Below are 17,691 nucleotides of genomic sequence, written 5' to 3'. Positions count from 1 at the left end.
ATGGTCGTCGATCCCGCCAGCGTCGCCAGCGTCGCCAGCGTCGCCAGCGAGGCGATCGGCTGGGACCCGACCGGCTACGGCCCCGACACGTGGGCGCTGCTCGTCGCCGCCGGCGTGTGGTACGCGGCGGTCGCCGCGGTCCCCCTGTTCGCGCTCGCTATCGTCTTCGCGCTTCCCGGAGGCTACTGATCGGGACCATCGGTACGACTGCCGACCGACGACGGCACTCACCGCACCGCGGCTCGTATATCAGCGACCGCCGGCGACGAACTATCGACGAGCCGGTGCCGACGCTCCGATACGGTTTTGGGTCACCCGGCGGAACCTCCGATAAATGCTGTCTCGACAGTTCGTCCGGGAGAACCCCGAGGTCGTCCGCGAGGCGCTCGACAACAAGGGCGTCGACGTGGATCTCGACCGGATACTCGACGTCGACGAGGAGTGGCGGGAGCTGAAACAGCGCGGCGACGACCTGCGCCACGAGCGCAACGAGACCTCCTCGAAAATCGGCGAGCTGAAAGGGGCCGGTGACGAGGAGGCCGCCCAAGAGGCGATCGAGCGCTCTCAGGAGCTCAAAGACGAGCTGCGGGCGGTCGAAGAACGGGCCGACGAGCTGGAGGCCGAGCTGGAGGCCTCGCTGCTCGAACTCCCGCAGATCCCCCAGGAGTCGGTGCCCGTCGGCGCCGACGAGTCGGAGAACGTCGAGCGCCGCCGTGAGGGGTTCGACGACGCGCGATCGGTGCCCGACGACGTAACGCCTCACTACGATCTGGGCGAGGAGCTGGAGATCCTCGACTTCGAGCGCGGCGCGAAGGTCGCCGGCGGCGGATTCTACGTCGCGAAGGGCGACGGCGCGCGGCTCGAACACGCGCTGATCCAGTTCATGCTCGACGTGCATCGCGAGCAGGGGTACCACGACGTGTTCCCGCCGATCCCGGTCAACTCGGCGTCGATGCGCGGGACCGGTCAGCTCCCGAAGTTCACCGAGGACGCCTACCGCGTCGAGGGGACGAACGAGGACGAGTACGACGACGACGACCTCTGGCTGCTCCCGACCGCGGAGGTACCGGTGACGAACCTCCACCGCGACGAGATCCTGCTCGGTGAAGATCTCCCCCTCAAGTACCAAGCGTACACGCCGAACTTCCGGCAGGAGGCGGGCGAGCACGGCACCGAGACGCGCGGGATCGTCCGCGTTCACCAGTTTAACAAGGTGGAGATGGTGAACTTCGTGCGGCCCGAGGAAAGCGACGAGCGCTTCGAGGGGCTCGTCGACGAGGCCGAGGCGGTGCTGCGTCGCCTCGAACTCCCGTACCGCATCCTGGAGATGTGCACCGGTGACCTCGGATTCACGCAGGCGAAGAAGTACGACATCGAGGTGTGGGCGCCCGCCGACGACATGGACGAGGGCCCCGCGGAGGGCGGCCGCTGGCTGGAGGTCTCTTCGGTCTCGAACTTCGAGGACTTCCAGGCGCGGCGAGCCGGGATCCGGTATCGCGAGGAACACCACGAGTCGGCCGAGTACCTCCACACCCTGAACGGCTCGGGGCTCGCGGTCCCGCGGATCGTCGTCGCGATCTTGGAGTACTACCAGAACGACGACGGCACCGTCACCGTTCCCGAGGCGCTGCGCCCGTACATGGGCGGCACCGAGGTCATCGAGGGCCACGACGCGGTCGGCGAGACGAAGCTGGGCGGGGAGTAGGCGACGAGACCGCGACGAGCTCGCATATCTCCGAGTCCGCCATCCCGATCACGGCAGCTGAACGATCCCCGCCGCGTTCGCACCGGACACGAGCACGTACACGCCGACGACGATCAACACCACCGGAACGAACCACGTGTTGACCCACGGCGGTGGTCCGAAATCTCCGGCCACGCGAGCCATCACAAGCCCGATCACGAACAACGCCCCGGCAGCGACGAGGTAGCCGACCACGACGAGCGCCACCTGCTCCGGTGTGAGGGTGACGAAAAAGGAGACGAACACGGCCACGTTCTCGCCGTTCATCCCGATCGTCGTCGTCGTGACGACGCCGATTCGCCCGGCCGTGCCCGGAATCACCTGCAGTTCGTCGCCGTGAGGGTCGGGATCGCGCCGCACCAGTCCCCACGCGCCGACACCGATCGGAACGAGGCCGAGCAGGAACACCCAGCTACGGGCGGTAGCCGTCGCGACGAACGCACCGATCACCGCCCCCGCGAGCGCGACGACGACTCCCGCGTAGTGCCCGGCGAGGACCTCGCTAGCCGTGTAGTCCTCGTCGAGACAGAAGGCGGCAACGACGAGCACGTTGTCGACGTTCGTCGCGACGAACAGCCCGGTCGCGACGATGGCGATACTCAGCACACGTCGCTAGACGAAAACGAGACTTATAAACGGTTCATCCGAGAGCCAGTCAGGGAGTCAGCCGCCCGATCGAGAGCCACTCCACGTCGGCGTTGCGGACCGCGTCGCTGTCCCCGTCACCGCCCGCCGCGACCGTCGTCAGCGCGAACACCATCTCCTTGCGGACGCCGCCCGCGAGCCGCACATCGAGCGACAACTCGCGCGGCGAGAAGCGGTGGTCGGGGTCGACGACGCGCACGAGGTGCTCCGAGTGCGGCAGGTCGTCGACCGTCTCCACGTCGAGATAGGTCCGGAAGTCGGCACCGAACTTGAAGCCGGTCTTCGGGACGGTGTCGGCCTCGCGGAGGCGGTTGTAAACCGCGAGCCGCCGATCGAACCGCTCGCCCTCGACCGCGCGACCGCGGGCGACGATCGCGGCGGCGGGGCCGTCGCCTCCCACTTCACCAGAAGAGTCACCCACCGTCTCCACCGAGGCCGACAGCGACAACACGTCGTCGGCCGCGAGCGACGCGGCCTCCACGAGCGAGAGCTGGATCGCGCCCTCGACCGCGGCGGCCCGTCCGGTGAGCGGCTGACCGTAGAAGCCGCGCTCGTAGAGCCCCTCGGGCGCGTCCCAGACGACGACCCGATCGGAGAGGAGAACGCCCATCAGCGCCGCCGGCGGCTCGTAGTCGGTCGCGCCCGCGATCCGACCGCTCTCGGCCGCGAAGTACGTGATGTCGGACTCCTCGTCGACGATCGCGAGCGTTCGGCCCGCGAGCCCGGCCGCCGACAGCGACTCGCGCTCGCCGACGACTTGTACCGGATACTTCACGTTTCCCGTATCGGGCGTCGACCCGCGCTCGTACGCCACGAAGTCGACCGCGTCGGCGACCGCGGCGCTCCCGCCCGGCCACGGATCGCGGGCGGGCGAGAGGTAGAACCCGCGGTCGCGGAGGTCGGCGTACACGAGGTAGCGAACCGCGAACCGGTCGGTCGCGGCCGCGCACTCGACGAAGAAGCGCTCGAAGCCGACCGGGTCGGCGTCGGCGGCGAGAGCGATCCCCGAGAGGTCGCCGCGAAAGAGGAGGTGGGCGGCCTCGACTCGCGAGAGCTCGATCTCGTTGCCCGCGAGCGGGCGACCGTATCCTCGCGAGTCGTAGAATCGCTGGCGGGCGTCGCCGGCGACGCGAACCGCGTCGCCGTGTACGTGCCCTGTCGGTTGCATATCTGTCTGCCCGCTTTCGGGAGGGAAGGCGGTTGCGGTCGCGGTCGGATAAGGATAAAGGGTCGGCGGCCGGAACAACGGGTATGAACGACACCGCCGGTCTCCGGCTCACGGTGCGTGCCGCGGAGAAGCGGGACGCGGGCCGAGGCATCGCTCGGCTCCCCGAATCCGCCCGCAAGCGACTCGGCCTCCTCAGCGGCGACACCGTCGAGATCCGCGGCGAGCGCACCGCCGTCGCGAAAGTGTGGCCCGGCGGTGCGGACGCCCGTAACGGCTCGGTCCTCATCGACGCCGACACCCGCGCGAACGCCGGCGTGAAGGTCGGCGACACGGTCACCGTCGGTCCGGTCGACGTCGAGGACGCCGACCGCGTGGTCCTCGCCGCGCCCGCCCGGCTCGCCGACGTCGACGTCAGCCGCGAGGTCGTCGAGCGAGCGCTCGCCCGCGACCTCCGAGACCGCCCCGTCACCGAGGGCGAGGCCGTTCACGTCGAGCGGCTCGGCGGCCTCCGATTCGTCGTCGCCGAAACGCGGCCCGCGGGGACCGTTCGGGTGACGAACCGGACGGAGGTGTCTGTGACGTACGGCGACGGCGGGGAGGCGAGTCCCGTCGGCGCCGGGAACGCCCGTGAAGGCGGGAGCGCAGGGAGCGGCGGGCGAGCGACCCGCGACGCGTCAAGCGGAGGGGACCGCGCTGGCGGGGACGATCATGCGGGCCGGACAGCCCCGCCCGGAACCGACGCTCACCCGAAAGGCGGCGGAGCCGCACCTCCCGAAGAACACACCGCGGGCGCGACCTACGAGGACATCGGCGGGCTCGACGAGGAGCTAGAGCTGGTCCGCGAGACGATCGAACTCCCGCTCTCGGAGCCCGAGGTGTTCACCCGCCTCGGCGTCGACCCGCCGAAGGGAGTGCTACTGCACGGGCCGCCGGGGACGGGGAAGACGCTCATCGCCCGCGCCGTCGCCAACGAGGTGGACGCGACGTTCATCACCGTCGACGGCCCGGAGATCATGTCGAAGTACAAAGGAGAGTCCGAAGAGCGGCTCCGGGACGTGTTCGAGCGCGCGAGCGAGGAGGCCCCGACCATCGTCTTCTTCGACGAGATCGACTCGATCGCGGGCAAGCGCGACGACGGCGGCGACGTCGAGAACCGCGTCGTCGGCCAGCTCCTCTCGCTGATGGACGGGCTCGACGCCCGCGGGGACGTCATCGTTATCGGCGCGACGAACCGCGTCGACAGCCTCGACCCCGCCCTGCGCCGGGGGGGCCGCTTCGACCGCGAGATCGAGATCGGCGTCCCCGGCGAGGCCGGGCGTCGACAGATCCTCGACGTCCACACCCGCCGGATGCCGCTCGGCGACGACGTCGACCTCGACCGTATCGCGAGCCGGACCCACGGGTTCGTCGGTGCCGACATCGAGGGGCTCACACAGGAGGCCGCGATGATCGCGCTCCGTCGCGCCCGCGAGATCGACCGCGCCGCGCTCGACGAGGTGGTGGTGAGTAAGGCGGACTTCGAGGCGGCACACGCCGCGGTCGAGCCGAGCGCGATGCGCGAGTACGTCGCCGAACAGCCGACCACCGACTTCGCGGACGTCGGCGGGCTCCCGGACGCCAAAGAGAAGCTGGAGCGAGCCGTCTCGTGGCCGCTGACGTACGGCCCGCTGTTCGATGCGGCCAACGCCTCCCCGCCGACGGGCGTGCTCCTCCACGGTCCGCCCGGCACCGGGAAGACCCTCATCGCGCGGGCGATCGCCGGCGAGAGCGGCGTTAACTTCATCCAGGTCGCCGGGCCGGAGCTGTTGGACCGGTACGTCGGCGAGTCGGAAAAAGCGGTCCGAGAGCTCTTCGACCGCGCTCGACAGGCGGCGCCGGTGATCATCTTCTTCGACGAGATCGACGCGATCGCGGCCGACCGCGACGGTGCCGGCGGCGACAGCTCCGGCGTCGGCGAGCGCGTCGTCTCCCAGCTGCTCACCGAGCTGGATCGGGCGAGCGACAATCCGAATCTCGTCGTGCTCGCGGCCACGAACCGGCGGAACGCGCTCGATCCCGCGCTCCTCCGTCCCGGCCGCCTGGAGACGCACATCGAGGTCCCGGAGCCGGACCGCGACGCCCGCCGAAAGATCCTCGACGTTCACACCCGCGAGAAACCGCTCGTCGAGGGCGTCGACCTCGAACGGCTCGCCGACGAGACCGAGGGGTACTCCGGCGCGGAGATCGCGGCGCTCTGTCGCGAGGCAGCGCTCCGGGCGATCGAACGCGTCACCGACGAGCACGGCGAGGCCGCGAACGACCACGCCGACGAGGTCGGTATCACCGGCGACGACTTTAGCGCGGCGCTGGCCGCGATCCAGCCGGCGAACAACTGAGGGCCGATGGCCGCCGAGGACAGCGGAGAAGGCGGGACGTCGGACGCCTCACCGCGAGAGCCGCCGACCGTCCGCGGGCTCGCTGCGAGCCTCGCCGTCGCGATTCGGTCGCGGCCGCCCGTCGAGCTCGCCTTAGTCGCGCTGCCGATTCCGGTGCTCCTCGTCGCCGTCAGCCTCTACCCGGAATCTGCCGCGTGGCGGCTCTCACTGGCCGCCGAGGGCGTCTTCGAGAGCCGCCGGACGCTGTGGACGGCGTTCGCGTCGAGCTTCGTGCACGCGAACGCGACGCACCTCCTCGACAACGTCGTCAACTACTGGCTGCTGCTCGCGGTCGCCTATCCGCTCTCCGTCGTGGCGGAATGGCGTCGTCGACTCCTGTACGCGAGCCTGACGTACCTCGCCGTCGTCCCGCTCGTCTCCGCGTGGGCGACGATCGTCGCGCTCGGCGGAGTGACCGACGCGCCGACGGCCGGCTTTTCCGACTTGAACAGCGCCTTTTTAGGATATCTCGTGGTCGTCTGGTTCGCCGCGCTGGCGACGGAATCGGAGCGCCCCGTGCGCGAAACGGACGGACCGCCGCCGCAGCTCTCCGGCGTGGACGCCCGTTGGTCGATGGTCGTCGCGTTCGCGACGCTCGCCGTCGCGTACCTCGCGCCGAGCGGGGTCGGGTACTTTCCCCCGCTGCCGGCCGTCGGCTCGCTGTTCGCCGTGGCCGCGGTCGTCGCCGCCGGCGGACTGTACGTGGCGACCGGCCGACCGCGGGTCGTCGGCCTCGACGTCGGGCCCGAACGCGAGTTGCTGTACGTCACCGGGGCGAGCGTCGCCGTCGCGGGCGTGATCGGGTCGCTGGTGCTCGTCCCGTTCGGCAGCAACGTGTTCGCGCACCTCGCCGGTTACGTCGTCGGCGTCGTGGTGCCGTTCACTGCTGTCCTCGGTGATCGGTGACTCCGCGCTAGTCGCCGTGGTCGTGTCCGTGCCCGTGACCGTGCCCCGTATCCTCGTTCGCGTCGACGTCACCGGCTGCAGCAAGCGCCCCGGCACCGAACTCGTCGACAGGCGTCACGCTGTAATCGACCGTCAACGTGTCTTTCGTCGCGCGGATCTTCCCCACGAACGTCGAGATGTCCTCGAGTTTCCCCTCCAGCACGAACAGCTCCATGCAGTACCGAGAGCCGACGTGGCTGTGGAAGTTGGAGGCGACGAGCCCCTCGTGTTCGTGACGCAGCCGCATCATGCGCTCTTCGACGCTCGTGGTCTCGTAATCGAACAGCACCGTCACCACCGCCATCAGGTCTCTGTCCTCCAGTTTCGCGTCCTCGAACTCGCCGAGAAGGTTCCGGGAGGCTTCACGGACGACCTCGCTGCGGCCGGTGTAGCCGTGCTCGTCGGCGAATCCGTCCAGTCGCTCCAGTAACTCCTCCGGCATCGAGACGCTCACTACCGTCATGTAATAACCTACGGCACCGATATTGTTAATCCTTGAGGTTCGTCTGTGCGTGGCTGGAACCACCGTCGTCTCGCGTTTCGCGCTCTGTTCCGTCGATCCGAGCCGCTCTCTCTTCGAGCTGCTCGGTGAGCCACTCGTAGTGGTCGCGGACTCCTCGCTCGCCAGCGTCCGTGAGCGCGTACACGTCCGCGAGCCCCTCGGTCCGTCGATCGAGGTGCCCGGACTCGACGAGTGAGTTCAGCGTCGCGTAAAACGATCTCGGATCGATCCGTTCGTCGTAGTGCGATTCGATCCGATTCTTCAGCGACTGCGCCCGCAGCTCACCGGCGTCGTACAGGAGCGTGCAGATGTCGCGCCGGCGTCCGCTGTGGAGCCACTTCGCCATGCGTTATGATTCATACGGAGCGTGAGGACGGTTTCGGTCGCAAGCGGAGGATCGCCGGGACCGCAGTGCCCCCTCAGCCCCTGATACTCAGGTCGGACCGAGCAGTTCGTCGAGACGGCGCAGTCGACGGTCACCGAGCACGCACCGGCCGCGGTCCGCGTGGCCGACGCGCTCGACGTGAATCGCGTCGACGCCCGCGTTCCACGCGGCGCCAACGTCGCTCTCGCCGTCGCCAACGTAGTACCCGCGCTGGCTGCGGGGGTCGACGCCCAGTTCCGCCATCGCCAACTCGATCGGGTCCGGATCGGGCTTCCACCCCGTCTCGTCGGTACAGCAGACGACGGCGTCGAACCGGTCGTCGAGATCGACTCGATCGAGCACGGGGTCCGCGAGGAACTGCTGGCAATGCGTGACGAGACCGGTCGGACCGCCGACCTCGTCGACGCGGTCGAGCAGGCGCGCGGCGTCGTCGTGGAGGTACGTCGCCTCCGCGCGAGCGACCGGGTCCTCGACGTCGTGGAAGGCCGGCCAGAAGGTCGCCGGGTCGATACCGATGTCGCGGAGGGTGTGGCCGCGTGCGCCGCCGAGCCCGTGCCAGAGCACGTACGCCTCGCGGTCGCTGAATCGACGGCCGAGCCGGTCGCCGACGCGGTCGAACACCTCGCGGGTGTACGACCAGTCGGCGTCGACGAGCGTCCCGTCGAGGTCGAACAGGTGGAAGTCGTAGTCGGCGACGGCCATGGAGCCGACCGTAGGCGGTCGATTGATAAGTGCGTTGTGGGGTCGGGCGACGAGTGTGTGCTGAGGTCGAGCAAAGCGATCGCTCACTCGTCGCGCACGTGAACCGACGAGCCGAGGTACTTGTGGAGGACCTCGTCGACCGAGTCGGCGTTGAATCGACCGAGATCGGCGGCTATCGCGCCTCTCAGCGCCGTTAAGTACGCCTCGTCCGTGCGGAGTTCCCGGAAGTCGGCGGCGGCGACCTCGACCCCGAGCCGCTCGCCCGCGAACCGTCGAAACGACGGCTCGTCGCCGATCTCTCCGCGCCAGAGCCGGTCGCGGAAGAACAGCCATCCCGGATCGCCCGAGCTAGTCGGACCGTCCGAGCCGTCCGGACTGCTCGGATCGCCGGCGGGAATCTCCATCGTCGTCTCAAATCGGTCCGGATCGACCGTCGCGGCGTCGGGGGTCAGACGGAACGCGACGCGGAAGACGTATGCGGCGTCCATCGTCGTCCCCCTCGACCCGTCGGAGCATAAAAGTACATAGCGCTCGGTCGTGTCGCTAGACACATATGTTACGTCGGCTCCGTGGACTCGTGGAGCGCGCCTATCGGAGACACCTCCGCCGCGAGATCGAGGACGTCCCGGCCCACGTCGCCGTCATTCAGGACGGAAACCGACGATACGCCCGCAAACAAGGGGACGACGCCCCCGAAGGACACCGCGCCGGCGCCGACACGACCGAGCGCGTGCTCGACTGGTGTGCCGACCTCGGCGTCTCGGAGCTGACGCTGTACGCCTTCTCGACCGAGAACTTCGAGCGGCCCGACGAGGAGCTGGAGCCGCTGTTCGACCTCCTCGAAGCCAAACTTCGCGAGTTTGCCGACGCCGACCGCGTCCACGAGCAGGGCGTCCGCGTCCGGGCGATCGGCGACGTCGATCGACTCCCCTCGCGCGTTCGGGACGCGGTCGCGTACGCGGAGCGCCGCACCGCCGACAACGAGCGATTCGTCCTCAATATCGCGCTCGCGTACGGCGGGCGAACGGAGCTGCTCGACGCCGCACGCGGCATCGCGAGGGACGTGGCGGCGGGCGATCTCGACTCGGACGCAGTCGACGTCGAGACGGTCGAGAGGCGTCTCTACGACCGACCGATCCGCGACGTGGATCTCATCGTTCGGACCGGCGGCGACGAGCGGACCTCGAACTTCCTCCCGTGGCACGCGAACGGAAACGAGGCGGCGGTGTACTTCTGTGCGCCGTACTGGCCGGAGTTCTCGGAGGTCGAGTTCCTGCGAGCTATCCGGACGTGGCAGGCGCGCGAGGAGTCGTGGCAGCGAGCTCGCGTCGAACGGGCCGTCGCCCTCGTCCGGGCGGTCGCGGAGGTAGAGCTGGCGGAGGCGCAGACCGTTGCTCGGCGGCTTCGGGAACGGGTTCCGCGGCTCGATGGCGACGTGCTCGACGGCGCTCTACCGGGAGATGACAGCGACGATAGCGACGACGACCCGACGGCGGGAGTCAGTTCGGCGGAGGCCGTTGAGTCGGCGGAGGCCGTTGAGTCGGCGGAGACAGTCGATTCGACGGAACCAGCCGACTGAGCGGCGTCGAAAACGGTCACAGCTCTCGAATCGGTGCGGCCGCAGAACGCTTCCTACTCCCCGCTACGCCGGGTTCTTCCGCGACAGATCGCTCCCGCAAATGGGGCACCGGTCCTTGTTCTCATCGAAGGTCCGACCGCAGCCGACACACTGGAAGCGCCACTCGCGCTCTTCGGTGATCCCGTCTCGTGCGATCGGTTCGACGGCGATCTCGAGTCGTTCTGCAACGTTCTGCATGGCGTAGTCGTCGGTGACGAGCGTCGCGCTCAGCTCGAGTGCGGTCGCGATCAGGCGCGTGTCGGTGTCGGACAGCTCGTCGGCGTCTCCGGAGCCGCGCGCGGCGCGTCGCACGTTGTCGATCACCTCCGGAGCCGGGACGTGAATCGTCATCCCGGACCCCTCCATCGCGTCGAACCGGAGCGCTCCCTGTCCGGTGAGCTCCTCGTGCACTTCGGGCACCGAGACCACGTCGCTGTCGGTGGTGTACTCGTGAATGAACGCCGAGGTGTCCAGAACTTCCATCAGCGGGCGACGACGATGTAGTCTTTCACCGCCTGCACGTTGCCGACCGGCACCTTGAGTCGGCCCATTTCGTCGACGTCGAAGCCCGAGCGCTCCGGGCTGAGGTGCTCGTGTGGACTGACGAGCAGGTCGTTCAGCTCCCCCGATTTGAGGTCCATCGTGATGTTGTACAGATCGCCGAGCTCCGTGCCGTCAGCGCTCATCACCGCCTTCCCGGAGAGGTTCTCCGCGAGGATGTCTACCATGTGCGCATCGTCCCGCGCAACGGTCTTAAACGCCACGGGGATGTCCGACGGGCGACGGACACGTTCTGAAAGGCTTAACTGACGGCCCAGCAGAATATGTGATAACCGACTTTCTCGGGGCGATCACTGATGACCGACCACACAAACGCGGACACCCTTCGGACGCCGATCGTCGCCGTGCTGGGCCACGTCGACCACGGCAAGACGAGCCTACTCGACAAAATCCGCGGCTCCGCCGTCAGCGAAGGCGAAGCCGGCGCAATCACCCAACACATCGGAGCGACGGACATCCCGCTCGCCACGATCTCCGAAATGGCGGGCGAGCTCATCGACCCCTCCGACTTCGATCTGCCCGGGCTCCTGTTCATCGACACGCCCGGCCATCACTCCTTCTCGACGCTGCGTGCTCGCGGGGGCGCGCTCGCAGACATCGCGGTGCTCGTCGTCGACGTCAACGACGGGTTCCAACCGCAGACCGAGGAGGCGATAGACATTCTCCGCCGGACCGGTACTCCCTTCGTCGTCGCCGCCAACAAGGTGGATACGACGCCGGGATGGAACCCGCAGGAGGGCCAACCGATCCAGCGGAGCCTGGAGGCGCAGTCGGAGCGCGCCGAGTCGATGCTCAACGAGAATCTCTACGAGATCATCGGCCAGCTGTCCGACGCCGGCTTCTCGGCCGACCTCTATTGGCGCGTCCAAGACTTCCAGAAGAACATCGGGGTCGTCCCGCTCTCGGCGATCACGGGCGAGGGCGTCCCCGACCTGCTCACCGTCCTCATGGGACTCTCCCAGCGGTTCATGAAAGAGGAGATGGCCATCGACGTGCAGGGAGCGGGCGAGGGGACCGTGCTCGAAGTGAAAGACGAGCGGGGCTTCGGAGCCACCATCGACACGGTCGTGTACGACGGCGTCGTCCGCAACGGCGACCAGATCGTCGTCGGGGGACAGAACGAGCCCATCGTCACGGAGATCCGTGCGTTGCTCCAGCCGCGGCCCCTCGCGGAGATCCGCACGGAGAAGCAGTTCGAGAAGGTCGCAGAGGTCGGCGCCGCGTCCGGAGTGAAGATCGCCGCGCCGGACCTCGACGACGCGATGGCCGGCGCGCCGGTCCGCGTCGTCCGAGACCGTCCTCTGGAAGAGGTCGTCGAGGAAGTGAAAGCCGAACTCGCCGAGATAGAGGTCGACACCGCCGAGAACGGCGTCGTCGTCAAGGCGGACACGCTCGGGTCGTTAGAGGCGATGGCGAACGCGCTCCGCGAGGCCGAGGTCCCCATCCTTCGCGCGGAGGTCGGCGACATCGCCCCGCGGGACATCGCCGTCGCCGAGACCGCGAACCAGGACGAGCACAAGGCGATTTTGGGGTTCAACGTCGATCTCCTGTCGAACGCGGAGACGGAACTGGAGACCGCCGACGTGAAGCTGTTCACGAACGACGTCATCTACCAGCTCATTGAGGACTACGAGACGTACGTCGAGGAGAAGCAGCGCGCACAACAGGAGACGGTGCTGGACAAGGTCGTCCGCCCGTCGCGGTTCCGTATCCTCCCCGACCACACCTTCCGACAGAACAACCCCGCCGTCGTCGGCGTCGAGGTAATCTCGGGAACGGTCCAGAACAACCGCAACGTCGGATTCTTCGAGGGCAACGAGTTCGAGCGCGTCGGTCAGCTCTCCGGGATTCAAAAGCAGGGCGACGACGTCGACGAGGCGCGGGCCGGTGAGCGCGTGAGCATCGCTATCGACGGGCCGACCGTCGGGCGCGACATCGAGGAGGGCGACACGCTCTGGACCGAGATCCCCGAGAAGCACGCGAAGATCCTCGAACAGGAATTAAAAGAGGACATTCCGGCGGACGAGCGCGAGGCGCTCGCGGCGTACCTCGAGACCAAGCGGAAGCGGGACCCATTCTGGGGGAAGTAGGAAGAATTGTACAGTTTTTGTACGAATTACAAGATAATCTTGTATGTTTCTCAAGTTTAGGGCGTAGTTGTCTTACAATACAGTAAAAAACTAGGAAAGTATATCAAGCAACCCGGCAACAGTACGGTATGGCCCGAATCGAAGTACGAGTACCCGAATCGACCAAAAAGGAGTGGACAGAATACGTAGACGACCATTCCGGACTAGCTTCACTCTCTACACTCGTGCGTCTATCCGTTGCTTCGTACGTACGAGAAGAAGACGTTGAAATGGGTGTCGAGGAACAGCTCATCTCAGACTTTTCGGAGTTGGAATCACAAATCCAAGAATTAGAAAGGCAGACACACAAAGTCAGAGCCGGTCAACTTGACCAAGAAGATTTGGTAGATGGGTTATCTTCACTGCTAGACAGTTACTTTGAACCCGTCTACAAGGCTGACTCGGACGATATGTTTACGGTTGCGTCAGACCTCCCCGGAGGAGATTGGTAAATGTCGACTGAGGGATTGCTAGCATACGAGTCTGACCGTTTGCCAGCGTTTACGAATAACACGTATTATAACCGTAAAAACGTGCTCAAATACTGGATAACGTTTGCTGAGAGCACTGGTTTAGACCTCGACAACGTCGACCATCAAGACGTAATTGATTGGTTAGTTTGGCTAAGGGATGAGAGGGGACATGCGCATAGTTCAATTGCTCAAAATTTGCTAGAATTGAAATCGGTGTATAACTGGATTGACCGTAATGAGTACGGAGAGAGCCCGATGGATAAGCTGGTCAAAAAAGAGCATTATGATTGGCTGAAACCAACTCCGGAAAAAGTTAAAGAATCGGCGGAGGGAGTCACGTATGTAACCAAGCCCGAGTATCAGTTATTATTAGAGGCTGCTGACGGGATGCGGGAGCGTATTATTATCGCTACTCTCGCCGAACTCGGTCTGCGTCGACAAGAGCTCTCTTGGTTAAAATTAGATGCATTTGATTGGTCGTCTGGAGTCGTTCAGATACGTACCGCAAAACGGGAAGAGTATATCCAATTACCCGGGTTCTTCTCGGACGAATATAGAATGGTAGCTAAAAAATGGGTGAACGGGGATAGAGCTGGTTGGGCTGCTGGCTGTGGTGGGTCTGATTATCTCGTCACCGGTCATAAAATCCCATCTATACGCACAGGTGAGACGACAGAGATTGTGCGAGATGCAGCGGATAGGGCGGGCATCCAATCGTACCGAGAGGATGCACAGGGGCGGTACTGGGCTACTATCACACCCCACGCCCTACGTCACTCCTATGGAGTGTGGCGAGCAAAGGCAGGTATGCCATTGACGCAGATTAGTAAGTTAATGAGGCATACTGATATTTCCGTGACTTATGATTATTATCAAAATTTCAGCACGCAAGACCTGAAAGACGAATACGATAAATATCAACCATAAACACACCTTAGCAGTCCCAGTACGTACGTTTTAGCATGACAGAAGAGAAGCTATGGACACACAAAACGGCGAACGAAATCACTACCCGGGAGCTCGTGGGAGAACGTACTACATTAGTAATTTTTCCTGATGATGCATTCGTCACGAGTGGACAGAACTACATGCTCATAAAAATCCCGTACACAGATGGTGACGGCGACGAACAATCACTCTCAGCCTTTGACTCATCGTGCCCGGATGACGTTTGGGATGAGCTCTTAGACCTCGTCAAGTACTGGGATAGACGGCGTGGAGACCGTGTTATCGCCATCACAGACGCAGTAGCAACGATTGATGGTGAGTATTTGAATATCAACCCTACACAAGGGTCTAAAATCCATGTGGGCAAGGGTGTCGGTGGAAAATTAATTGACTGGGGCTATGTTGAACCCTAATCCTTTGCCCACTCTAGTTTTTCCTCAGATATATTCATCATCAGCTCTGCTTTAGGCCCTGCTCTCCAAATAGAGCTATGCTCAGAGTCCCTTGTGACCCATCCATACCCCTCAGCTTCTCGGAGGCACCTACGGACGGTGTGCCTCTCCGATTCCTTGAACGGAAGGTCGGCTAGTTTGAACTTCCCGGTGCGTGCGAGTTGGTCGAGGGCTGCATTCCACGCCTCATCTCGTAAGGTCATCTGTACTTATACAGATGTGATATGAATATATAAAAGAGGTATCTTAGTTCACACAAACGAGAAAGAAAATTAGTAGTGATAGTCGTCTAGGGCTTGTTCTAATCGTTTTCGGTGTTCTCGCATCAAATCTATGGCGTCTTCGATTGCGTCTTTTGTGTGTTCGTTTTTTTCGCCATCGAGGAGGATTTGGTAGCCGTATATTTTGGATTCAACACCAGCTAGTTTCTGGATTAGCTCGGTCTCGTCGTCACTCATCAGAATCACCCTTGTCGTCCCCAACTACCTCTGCCAGCTGGTCTTCAAATTTGAATCCGAATGCGACTGAAATCCGTTCAGTTAATTCATCCAATTCAGTCATCGAGAATCACCGTTGCACCGGAGCTTGTGGATGCCCTCTCTGATTTCTCTCAAACTGCACTTTACCCCGCACGTTTTGCACTTATACCAGTTATCTGCATAGTGTCGATACTCGTTATCACCATCTGACTTATTTGTCCGTCTAACCATACCGATATAAACACTGGCAGAGTGCTTTGGTGCTCGGGCGTTTGGTTTTCGAGAGGGTGTGGAAGTAGTGGGGGTGAGTTTTGCTGAACTTCTGGTATAAGTATTTTTGTCTACCAATGGGTTTCTCAGCTTGTGAGGAGGGGGTTTTGGGGGTTCAGTAGACGGAGGTTTAATGACGGTTGGTATGATGAAATTGTATGGCTCGACGAAATACCGGGAAGTACGAGTCGGTCGAGGATAGTTGTGGTGAGTGCTATAGTCGTGACTTGTGGAGGGACGTAACGACTGACATGGTCACTTGTGGTGAGTGTGGTTGGAGTGTTTCATTGGCTGAATTTCGAGATGAGAGTAGTGGGGAGGCCGGGCGTAGGTCTTAGCCGTTTGAGAGCGGAACGGAGCCGAACACGAATTGATTTATTAGGCTGTTGAACTGATTCGAATATATGACTGAAATTGGGACGTGTGAGAAATGTGCGTCTGAAATCTCAATCGAAGCAGACCGCTGTCCAGAGTGTGGATACGAGCCAGCTAGTCAGGGGTGGATAAGTTCGATTCTCATCGGTCTCTCAGTCGGAGCCTCGATACTTCTCGGTGGTCTCATACTCATTATTTGGCTCGTTGCTATCGCTGGAACTCTATCCATCACAAACGCACTAATCGCAACAGCATTCTTTGGAGTTATTCTGCTATTCCCTATAGGGATTATCTATCTCGGGGTCAAGAAAGAGACAAAAACACCAACTGGGAAAAAGAAGGATTTGAAGGAAGAACTTCTCGATGATTAGGGGTTTCTGCCTCCACACTCTTCACAGTGCCAAGATTTGATTTTTGTACTTTCGGTTTCCATGTTGGGTGATTGGTTCGTGATTTCATCGCAGTTTAGGCAGTGACGTTCCTTCTTTTTTGTATTAGACATCAGGTGGTTGTCTGTTCAGTGTTATCTTGAGTATGGTTTGCCTACGGTCGTTGTAGGTCGGTGGAAGAGTTGGAAGTAGTGGGGGGTCGGGGTAGACCTTTGCAGTTTCTCTGAGTATTATTTTGTATGGTAAAACCAGATAGTGATGAGCAGACGAATGTTGAGATTGTAGACCAGATTATCGAGGAAGAAGGAGTTGACTCACCGAAGCTTAAGCATTATACAAAAAAGTTAGTTGTTTACGAGTGCCAGAACTGCGAATCTCGTTATAGTCGGGAGCACCATCAAGCGTTTGGTTATTGCACCAAGTGTGTAGATGGAGAGGTAGAGCGGAGGACGATTACGGTTGTGAAGGGTGATTCTGATGAGTGCTGAGCAGACGTACAATCGTCAAGAGGTCGAGTCTATGTTGTGGGCGGCTGCTGGTTTCGGTGCTTGCGTTACGTTGTTGGTGGTGGTTGTATCGACGCTGTTGATTGGGTATGTCGATGTCGGTCTGGAGCCTGAGCATCGTGGCCCATCCATGGTTGTGGAGCCGACTACAATGGTGCTTATTGATTGTGACGGGGACGGGGAGATGGATGCTATCGTTGCGGTCGATATGGCGTACCCGGGTGCGTACGATATTGCTGATTTAGAGGATGAGTACGCTTTGTACTGCGAGTATGAGGGATACGAGTTCAACACTGGTGATTCTCGATGAGGAAAGATGAGATGTTACCTGAACGAGTGTGTACTAATATGCGAGGTCTTGCTGAAGAGAACGGATTTACATATGTTAGTAATTTCGAAGAGTTAGAAGAGTTCATGCAGTCTGTTAGGATTGGGGCGTTCTACTTTAACTGGTGATTGTCGGATTTTACGCAAACCCGGCTCTCTAAAAAGATGAAACGTACTACTGAGCTGTTCCTTCTATAACCTCCAATTCTTCGCCTAGCATAGATTCGATGTCTTCAGACATTTTCCGAATCCGTGTAACTATGAGTTCTCCACGGGCTTGTATGAAGTCGTCAAACCGTTCAATTGAGTATAGTTCAGGGTCTTTCGGAATCAGGTGACGCTCGAAGTACTCTTCGCTACGACTCTCAATCCACTCTTCGAACGGCATATCTGACTTCTTTCGATTAGCATTTCGACTTACTAGCTGGAGGTTACGAACGTTATCCCGCAGCGTTTCAAACCGCTCAGCTTTCTCAAGGTCGAAGCCGTGGTTGTTGACGAGATTTGCCCGTTTGAGCTCACTTCTCGGGAATATGTGGTCTATCTCAAACTGCTCGTGCTCATTAGCAGGGGCTGGGTAGTATAGTAGTGAAAGGAACACAAGCGCTCTCTTGTTGGTGCTTTTGAGTGTCCGAATCTGGTCACGAACTTCTTCTTCT

Annotated in this window: 22 protein-coding genes; 12 read left to right on the top strand and 10 right to left on the bottom strand. The window is 62.2% G+C overall.

Annotation, left to right across the window (positions count from 1 at the left end; all coding sequences use genetic code 11):
• Both ACNSN4_RS13665 and serS read left to right on the top strand, forming a co-directional pair.
• Complete coding sequence (locus tag ACNSN4_RS13665) at positions 1-189, top strand: DUF8162 family protein (protein ID WP_418286841.1); 189 nt, start codon at positions 1-3, stop codon at positions 187-189.
• 145 nt (positions 190-334) lie between these two features.
• Positions 335-1,705 (top strand): serine--tRNA ligase, encoded by a 1,371-nt coding sequence (serS, locus tag ACNSN4_RS13660; protein ID WP_418286398.1) that lies wholly within the window; start codon positions 335-337, stop codon positions 1,703-1,705.
• Positions 1,706-1,753: 48 nt separating this feature from the next.
• Here the strand turns inward: serS and ACNSN4_RS13655 are convergent, their stop codons facing one another.
• Positions 1,754-2,350: a cadmium resistance transporter gene (locus tag ACNSN4_RS13655; RefSeq protein WP_418286397.1), complete on the bottom strand. Its 597-nt coding sequence runs from the start codon at positions 2,348-2,350 to the stop codon at positions 1,754-1,756.
• Between the two features lie 49 nt (positions 2,351-2,399).
• Complete coding sequence (endA, locus tag ACNSN4_RS13650; RefSeq protein WP_418286396.1) at positions 2,400-3,557, bottom strand: tRNA-intron lyase; 1,158 nt, start codon at positions 3,555-3,557, stop codon at positions 2,400-2,402.
• Between the two features lie 83 nt (positions 3,558-3,640).
• Between endA and ACNSN4_RS13645 the strand changes: the two genes are divergently transcribed.
• The gene (locus ACNSN4_RS13645) at positions 3,641-5,932 is read left to right on the top strand and encodes an AAA family ATPase (RefSeq protein ID WP_418286395.1); all 2,292 of its coding nucleotides are present in this window, start codon (positions 3,641-3,643) and stop codon (positions 5,930-5,932) included.
• Positions 5,933-5,938: 6 nt separating this feature from the next.
• The gene (locus ACNSN4_RS13640) at positions 5,939-6,877 is read left to right on the top strand and encodes a DUF2339 domain-containing protein (RefSeq protein ID WP_418286394.1); all 939 of its coding nucleotides are present in this window, start codon (positions 5,939-5,941) and stop codon (positions 6,875-6,877) included.
• Between the two features lie 7 nt (positions 6,878-6,884).
• Here ACNSN4_RS13640 and ACNSN4_RS13635 read toward each other — a convergent pair whose 3' ends face one another.
• From ACNSN4_RS13635 to lwrS, 4 genes are all read right to left on the bottom strand, one after another.
• Complete coding sequence (locus ACNSN4_RS13635) at positions 6,885-7,379, bottom strand: CopG family ribbon-helix-helix protein (RefSeq protein ID WP_418286393.1); 495 nt, start codon at positions 7,377-7,379, stop codon at positions 6,885-6,887.
• 25 nt (positions 7,380-7,404) lie between these two features.
• On the bottom strand, positions 7,405-7,764 hold the full coding sequence (locus ACNSN4_RS13630) for a PadR family transcriptional regulator (protein ID WP_418286392.1): 360 nt from the start codon (positions 7,762-7,764) through the stop codon (positions 7,405-7,407).
• Between the two features lie 87 nt (positions 7,765-7,851).
• Complete coding sequence (locus ACNSN4_RS13625; RefSeq protein ID WP_418286391.1) at positions 7,852-8,505, bottom strand: HAD family hydrolase; 654 nt, start codon at positions 8,503-8,505, stop codon at positions 7,852-7,854.
• Positions 8,506-8,588: 83 nt separating this feature from the next.
• Positions 8,589-8,993, bottom strand: coding sequence for an LWR-salt protein (lwrS, locus tag ACNSN4_RS13620; protein ID WP_418286390.1), 405 nt, complete (start codon positions 8,991-8,993; stop codon positions 8,589-8,591).
• 65 nt (positions 8,994-9,058) lie between these two features.
• On the opposite strand from lwrS, the gene uppS reads away from it, so the two are divergent.
• Positions 9,059-10,084 carry a polyprenyl diphosphate synthase gene (uppS, locus tag ACNSN4_RS13615; protein ID WP_418286389.1) on the top strand — a complete coding sequence of 342 codons (1,026 nt, stop codon included), beginning with the start codon at positions 9,059-9,061 and terminating at the stop codon, positions 10,082-10,084.
• Between the two features lie 63 nt (positions 10,085-10,147).
• Here uppS and ACNSN4_RS13610 read toward each other — a convergent pair whose 3' ends face one another.
• Together ACNSN4_RS13610 and ACNSN4_RS13605 are read right to left on the bottom strand one after the other, a co-directional pair.
• Positions 10,148-10,606, bottom strand: a complete 459-nt coding sequence (locus tag ACNSN4_RS13610; RefSeq protein WP_418286388.1) for an NOB1 family endonuclease — start codon at positions 10,604-10,606, stop codon at positions 10,148-10,150.
• Entirely contained in the window at positions 10,606-10,851 is a 246-nt protein-coding gene (locus tag ACNSN4_RS13605) for a PRC-barrel domain-containing protein (protein WP_418286387.1), read from the bottom strand. Before ACNSN4_RS13605 ends, ACNSN4_RS13610 begins: the two co-directional genes overlap by 1 nt.
• Positions 10,852-10,980: 129 nt before the next feature.
• On the opposite strand from ACNSN4_RS13605, the gene infB reads away from it, so the two are divergent.
• The 4 genes from infB (at position 10,981) to ACNSN4_RS13585 (ending at position 14,647) form a co-directional block, all read left to right on the top strand.
• Positions 10,981-12,774, top strand: coding sequence for a translation initiation factor IF-2 (infB, locus tag ACNSN4_RS13600; protein ID WP_418286386.1), 1,794 nt, complete (start codon positions 10,981-10,983; stop codon positions 12,772-12,774).
• A gap of 128 nt (positions 12,775-12,902) precedes the next feature.
• A complete protein-coding gene (locus ACNSN4_RS13595) occupies positions 12,903-13,265 on the top strand; it encodes a hypothetical protein (protein WP_418286385.1) in 363 nt (120 codons plus the stop codon).
• Positions 13,266-14,213 carry a tyrosine-type recombinase/integrase gene (locus ACNSN4_RS13590; protein ID WP_418286384.1) on the top strand — a complete coding sequence of 316 codons (948 nt, stop codon included), beginning with the start codon at positions 13,266-13,268 and terminating at the stop codon, positions 14,211-14,213.
• A gap of 35 nt (positions 14,214-14,248) precedes the next feature.
• On the top strand, positions 14,249-14,647 hold the full coding sequence (locus tag ACNSN4_RS13585; RefSeq protein WP_418286383.1) for a hypothetical protein: 399 nt from the start codon (positions 14,249-14,251) through the stop codon (positions 14,645-14,647).
• A 311-nt stretch (positions 14,648-14,958) separates the two neighbouring features.
• On the opposite strand, the gene ACNSN4_RS13580 is transcribed toward ACNSN4_RS13585, so the two are convergent.
• A complete protein-coding gene (locus ACNSN4_RS13580; RefSeq protein WP_418286381.1) occupies positions 14,959-15,144 on the bottom strand; it encodes a hypothetical protein in 186 nt (61 codons plus the stop codon).
• A gap of 695 nt (positions 15,145-15,839) precedes the next feature.
• On the opposite strand from ACNSN4_RS13580, the gene ACNSN4_RS13575 reads away from it, so the two are divergent.
• From ACNSN4_RS13575 to ACNSN4_RS13565, 3 genes are all read left to right on the top strand, one after another.
• On the top strand, positions 15,840-16,181 hold the full coding sequence (locus tag ACNSN4_RS13575) for a hypothetical protein (protein WP_418286380.1): 342 nt from the start codon (positions 15,840-15,842) through the stop codon (positions 16,179-16,181).
• 257 nt (positions 16,182-16,438) lie between these two features.
• Entirely contained in the window at positions 16,439-16,687 is a 249-nt protein-coding gene (locus ACNSN4_RS13570; protein ID WP_418286379.1) for a hypothetical protein, read from the top strand.
• Complete coding sequence (locus ACNSN4_RS13565; protein WP_418286378.1) at positions 16,677-17,015, top strand: hypothetical protein; 339 nt, start codon at positions 16,677-16,679, stop codon at positions 17,013-17,015. Before ACNSN4_RS13570 ends, ACNSN4_RS13565 begins: the two co-directional genes overlap by 11 nt.
• Positions 17,016-17,207: 192 nt before the next feature.
• On the opposite strand, the gene ACNSN4_RS13560 is transcribed toward ACNSN4_RS13565, so the two are convergent.
• Positions 17,208-17,691 (bottom strand): GmrSD restriction endonuclease domain-containing protein (locus tag ACNSN4_RS13560; protein ID WP_418286377.1); only part of this gene is annotated, 484 nt, incomplete at its 5' end.

This window comes from Halorubrum marinum (assembly GCF_048381195.1).
In the GTDB taxonomy this organism is placed as follows: Archaea; Halobacteriota; Halobacteria; order Halobacteriales; family Haloferacaceae; genus Halorubrum.
This window is presented reverse-complemented; position numbering and strand designations above follow the sequence as displayed.